We start from the raw sequence: 5,333 nt of genomic DNA on the forward strand, positions 1-5,333 counted from the left end.
CCCCGCTTGGGATTTACTTCGAGAAGCCCAAAATCGCTGAAACCCAGATATATCAAGGAAAATCATCAATCGAGGTTAACCCTTTGTCCCGTAATGGTTTGAGCCTTTTTTGCTGACCGAAAACGCCTAAGTCCCATTAGGAAAGTCAGAAGCCAGAAATCGGGTGGGGAAGAAATTCTGTCTTCTGCCTTCATAGCGGGCAATCTGCCTACTGATGAGATTCTAGCCTCGTGGTTTTGCTATTGTCCCCATCCGAGAATAAATCATCGCTAAATAGATCATCAAGGAGCAGTTCTTCGTCAAGGGATTCCAGATTGCCATTTTCTTCATTATCCAACATACTGAAGAAATCTAGTTCTTCTTGGTCACTCGCAACAGAAGCAACATTTTGGCGGTTAGATGCAACTGTAGGGATTTCTTCAGCAAAAGGATCGAATAATTCGGGGTTATTGCTGTCAGCAGTATCAGCAAATAAGTCATCTAGAAAATTTTGGTTATCAGCGAATTTTTCCGCATCGGTGGCTAATAAATCGGAGAAACTGGTGTCACTGCTAACGGTTTCTTGAATCTGACCGTAATTACCCGATAATTCTTCTAGGCTACCGATAGTTCTCGTTTCTTCCTCTAATGTTAAACTGTTGAGAAATTCTATCTCAGCAGCGGACATCTCCCAGTCAGAGATTGCTGGTTCTTCCATGAGGGCAAAATCTTCGCTCTCGGTCATTTCTGGAGAAACTAAGGTTTCTTCCCTGCCGTTTAAACCCTCAAATGTCTCCATTACTGGGGCGAATTCTGGTTCGGAAACCGGTGTTTCTAGCGGTGTTTCGGGGGCTAATTCCGGTTCTAATCCCAGGGTTTCTTCAGTGATAAAACCATCAAAAGAATTCATTTCACTGGTGAATTCTGATTCAGAAACGGGCGTTTCTAGCGGTGTTTCGGGGGCAAATTCTGGTTCTAATACTAGGGTTTCTTCAGTGATAAAACCATCAAAAGGATTTATTTCTTCGGCACTGGGGCTATCGGGGAAATCATCCCAGGGTTCGACGATTTCAGGGGGTCGATCATCTTCTGGAATGGGCAGTTCCGCCACTACTGCTTGGCGGGCGTTTTGTAATTCTAACAGTTGACTTTGATAACCCTGTTCTAGTTGTTGAATTTGCGACTGATAGCCCTTTTCTAATTCTAGAATCTGCTCCTGTTGACTTTGACGCAGGGCTTCCATTTCCCCTTGCTTCCCGTCTATGATCTCTTGTATTTGACTTTGATAGCTTTGGCGCAATTCCTCGATTTTAGCTTCGTATTCCTGTTGAAGTGGCTGAATTTGGGTTTTATCGGCGACTTCCACGGCTTGAGCGGGAGTTGCGCTGGCTATCTCTTGCAAACGTCCTTGGCTATCTTCTAACTCTTTTTGCAATTTAGCCACTTCTTCTCTATAGGTGGCTTCGATATTGCGAATCCGTTCTTCGGAGAGAGCGACTAGTTTTAACTGTCCTTTGCTGTCTTTTAACTCCGCTTCGGTTTCACCTAAAGCCGCCCGAATTTTCTCATATTTCTGTAGTGCTTCCCTGATTTTTCCCTCTTGCAGGGCATATAAAGCCCCACCCCCGATCGCACCTCCACCGACAAAACCGATTAAAATATCGAAGATATTCATTATGGGATTCCTCCTCTAGGAAAATTTACTTTATAATATGCCCAATCTCAGAGGATAATTCACAAGGGGCAAATGTGGTCAGTGTTTTCCGCCGCTCTCTATGCCGATTGCTTTTGATTGTGGCAGCAATTATCAGAAAAAGAAAGCAAATATTCAGTTTTTTATCGGCAAATGTTCACCTTTAGGGCAGTTATCTCGATGGTGAGGTACAAAGTCTCTGGTTTTAGGGAGTCGGTTGTCGATGTCAAATCCAGTCATACCTCGTCTTTGTGAGAAACGCCGTCGGTGGTGTTCGGCAAGACATTTCACTGAAGCTGCATTTCCCGATAAGCTTGATAAACGCCGCGCACGTTGTACCAATTGAGAAAAATGCGGGCAATTTCTAGGGCTAATTGCGGTTTACCTCGATCGATCAACCATTGTAACAGAGGGGAGAGGCTGCGTTCATTCAGGGTTCCCCCCAGGGAAAGTAAACCCCACAAAAGTCGATGAATCCAAGTCATTTGAATCATCATCCGCACTTCCCAGGTGGGATGTTTTTGATAAAAAAGCACTCCCATTCGTCCTCGTTGAATTTCCTTATCGATGAGATTGGGAATTTGAGCGAGATTAAAGGGGGGATGCCAATGATAACCGACGGCTTCAGGACATTTAATTAGTTTTAGTCCTAATTGCTTCAATCTCACCCCTAATTCCAAATCTTCCCAACCGTAGAGTTGAAACTGGGTATCAAATAATCCCGCCGCTAATAACCATTTTTTAGCGATCGCCACGTTGCCCGTGGCAAAATAGGCGGCGGAGAAATCGGTGATTTTATAGGGTTCACTGGTGGGATGCTCGAAGTTACAGGTATTAATGACACTGCCGTAGGTAAATAAGCAATCGCTGCCGAGACTTTCTGCCCCGGCGGTTAAAGCGTCGGCGTGGGCTTGCAAAAAATTTTCTGTCACTACCAGATCGCTATCGATAAAAATAATCGTATCACCACTAGCTTTTTCTACCCCCAGATTCCTAGCGATCGCCGGCCCGCCGTGATCCTGTTGCCACAGTTGCAGATGGGGTAAATTAGCCTTTTGACTTTCTAGCCAAGCGATCGTCGCATCGGTAGAGCCATCATCGACAAGGACTATTTCGTAGTTTTCCACCTTATTATCGGTTAAACGCTGATTTTCTAGGGCTAGTAAACATTTTTTTAAAATTGCTTGGCGATTGTAGGTAGGGATGACAACACTGATCAGCACGGGCATTCGGGGGTCAAGATTACCGTTTTAGCTTACCAAATAACCTCGGTTGCTTGATTAGACCTCCTGCAAAAATCAACAATCTTCATTCAGGATTGAGGAGACAGGATTGAGGAGACAGGATTGAGGAGACAGGATTGAGGAGACTATTTTTATTTATTCTCCCCATCTCCCCACACCCCATACCCCACACCCCATACCCCACACCCCACTACCCCACTACCCTATCTCCCCATCTCCCCACACCCTATGTAAGGAACCCCGGAAGGAGGATTAAGGTCAACTGGGAACATTGATTTCAAAAAATCGGTGATCATGTTATCCTCTGAGTGTGTCGTGTGAGGAAAGGAATCGGCCATGGTAGCTTCTCTATCGTATCAAAATGGACAAAAAAATCGATCGCATCCCCTGTTATCCTTAGCGGGTTTAATCGAATTACCGCCATCCCCCCTGTTTGGCACGGACGGAATTCGCGGCCAAGTGGGAGAATTATTAACTGCCCCCCTAGCGCTACAAATCGGATTTTGGGCGGGACAGGTATTAAAAAATCAGGCTGGTGTCACCAAACCGGTAATTATCGGTCAAGATTCCCGTAATTCCAGTGATATGTTAGCCAATGCTATCACTGCGGGGTTAACTTGGGCAGGAATAGAAGTCTGGCAACTGGGATTATGTCCCACTCCCTGTGTCGCCTATTTAACCAGAGAAAGCGAAGCGATGGGTGGGATCATGATTTCTGCCAGTCATAATCCTCCCGAAGACAACGGCATTAAATTTTTTGACAGCAGCGGTTTAAAATTATCCGGCACTTTAGCCGGACAGATAGAAGCGGGTTTAAGAGGCAATTTAGAATTAGCAGATAAACCGGTAAATTGGGGAAAAGCGACTTTTTGTCCCGAATTAATCCAAAAATACTATCAAGCTGTGATTGCTTCCGTCGGGACGGATATTAACCTATCGGGATTAAAAATAGTTTTAGATCTAGCTTGGGGGGCAGCCGTTAACCTAGCACCTTTAGTATTCCAAGCTTTGGGGGCGGAAGTTATCTGCCTACACGATCGAGCCGACGGCGATCGCATTAACGTTAATTGTGGTTCTACCCATTTAGAAAGCTTACAGGCGGCGGTGATTAATCAGCAAGCGGATTTAGGGTTTGCCTTCGATGGCGATGCCGATCGAGTCCTGGCCGTGGATAGTCAAGGTAGAGTAGTAGATGGCGATTATATCCTCTATTTTTGGGGTCGTTCCCTCTTAGAAGCCGGACAGCTACCCGATGGGTTATTAGTAGCCACGGTGATGGCTAATTTAGGTTTTGAACGCGCTTGGCAAAAACTGGGGGGTCAATTCTTGCGGACTGCCGTGGGCGATCAGCACGTTCAGGCGCAAATGTGGGAAACTGGAGCCATGCTAGGGGGTGAACAATCCGGTCATATTCTCTGCCATCATTACGGGGTTTCTGGGGATGGAATGCAAACCGCCCTACATTTAGCGGCTTTAGTGCAGAAATCGGCGGTTTCCTTGGCTAACTTAGTCGATCATAGCTTTGTCACCTATCCGCAGATTTTACGCAATGTGCGGGTGGAAGATAGAGAAGTGCGACGTAATTGGCAGCAATGTGAACCTTTGCGGCGAGAAATCCGCAAAGCTGAGACAGCTATGGCAGAAAAAGGCAGAATTTTGGTGCGCGCTTCCGGGACAGAACCCTTAATTCGGGTGATGGTGGAAGCAGAAACCCTAGAATTAGCCAATTTTTGGACAGAAAGGCTAGTGGCAGCGGTGCGAAGCTATCTTTTGTAGTCGATCGAGGGGGACAGGGATTATAATGCCCTTAGCCTAGCCTAGCAAGGGATAATTGTCACTAACCCCGCCCTAAAAGGGACGGAGCTTGCCTAAACCAATTTAGGCGACGCAAGTAGAGACTACCGCATCGAGACACAATCTGGCACAGACCTCCGAATACTTCCCTAGTTCGGATTCCCTCTCAGCTTTATTGGTAAAGCGTTGTTAGACAAGACATCTTGATTGTGTTGCGGGAAGGGAATTTAACTTCACTCTTAAGGATTATCTCCATGGCAAGAGTTCCTGTTATCTCAAAAGACGGAAACCCGTTGATGCCCACCAAACCCAGTCGGGCCAGACGGTGGATTAAAGAAGGAAAAGCTATCGGTAAATTCAACGACTTAGGTATTTTCTATGTCCAGCTAATCGATGAACCTTCCGATAGTAAAACCCAACCGCTTGCTATTGGTATTGACCCGGGGAAATTATTCTCTGGAATTGGTGTTCAATCCTCCCTTTTTACTCTTTGGAAGGCTCACTTAGAACTTCCTTTTAAACGAGTAAAAGAGCGCATGGACAATAGACGGTTAATGCGAAAAGGACGTAGAGGAAGACGGATTAACCGCCAACTTTCTTTTAATCTAAGAGCGCATCGACAA

At 45.8% G+C, this 5,333-nt stretch carries 4 protein-coding genes; 2 read left to right on the forward strand and 2 right to left on the reverse strand.

The window, feature by feature from the left end; translation table 11 throughout:
- Nucleotides 1-208 precede the first annotated feature (208 nt).
- A complete protein-coding gene (locus tag IM456_RS01945; RefSeq protein WP_287712729.1) occupies nt 209-1,654 on the reverse strand; it encodes a GumC domain-containing protein in 1,446 nt (481 codons plus the stop codon).
- A gap of 305 nt (nt 1,655-1,959) precedes the next feature.
- A complete protein-coding gene (locus IM456_RS01950) occupies nt 1,960-2,901 on the reverse strand; it encodes a glycosyltransferase family 2 protein (RefSeq protein WP_149987990.1) in 942 nt (313 codons plus the stop codon).
- A 351-nt stretch (nt 2,902-3,252) separates the two neighbouring features.
- Between IM456_RS01950 and glmM the strand changes: the two genes are divergently transcribed.
- Together glmM and IM456_RS01960 are read left to right on the forward strand one after the other, a co-directional pair.
- The gene (gene glmM, locus IM456_RS01955; protein ID WP_149988745.1) at nt 3,253-4,692 is read left to right on the forward strand and encodes a phosphoglucosamine mutase; all 1,440 of its coding nucleotides are present in this window, start codon (nt 3,253-3,255) and stop codon (nt 4,690-4,692) included.
- Nucleotides 4,693-4,964: 272 nt separating this feature from the next.
- Nucleotides 4,965-5,333: RRXRR domain-containing protein (locus IM456_RS01960; protein ID WP_287712731.1), on the forward strand; the 369-nt coding region annotated here is incomplete at its 3' end.

The sequence above is a fragment of the Microcystis sp. M079S1 genome (assembly GCF_020246425.1).
In the GTDB taxonomy this organism is placed as follows: domain Bacteria; phylum Cyanobacteriota; class Cyanobacteriia; order Cyanobacteriales; family Microcystaceae; genus Microcystis; species Microcystis aeruginosa.

What these genes read in the sequence shown, in the direction of transcription:
- IM456_RS01945 (WP_287712729.1), bottom strand. Translation starts at nt 1,654, where the DNA reads ATGAATATCTTCGATATTTTAATCGGTTTTGTCGGTGGAGGTGCGATC.
- glmM (WP_149988745.1), top strand. Translation starts at nt 3,253, where the DNA reads ATGGTAGCTTCTCTATCGTATCAAAATGGACAAAAAAATCGATCGCAT.
- IM456_RS01950 (WP_149987990.1), bottom strand. Translation starts at nt 2,901, where the DNA reads ATGCCCGTGCTGATCAGTGTTGTCATCCCTACCTACAATCGCCAAGCA.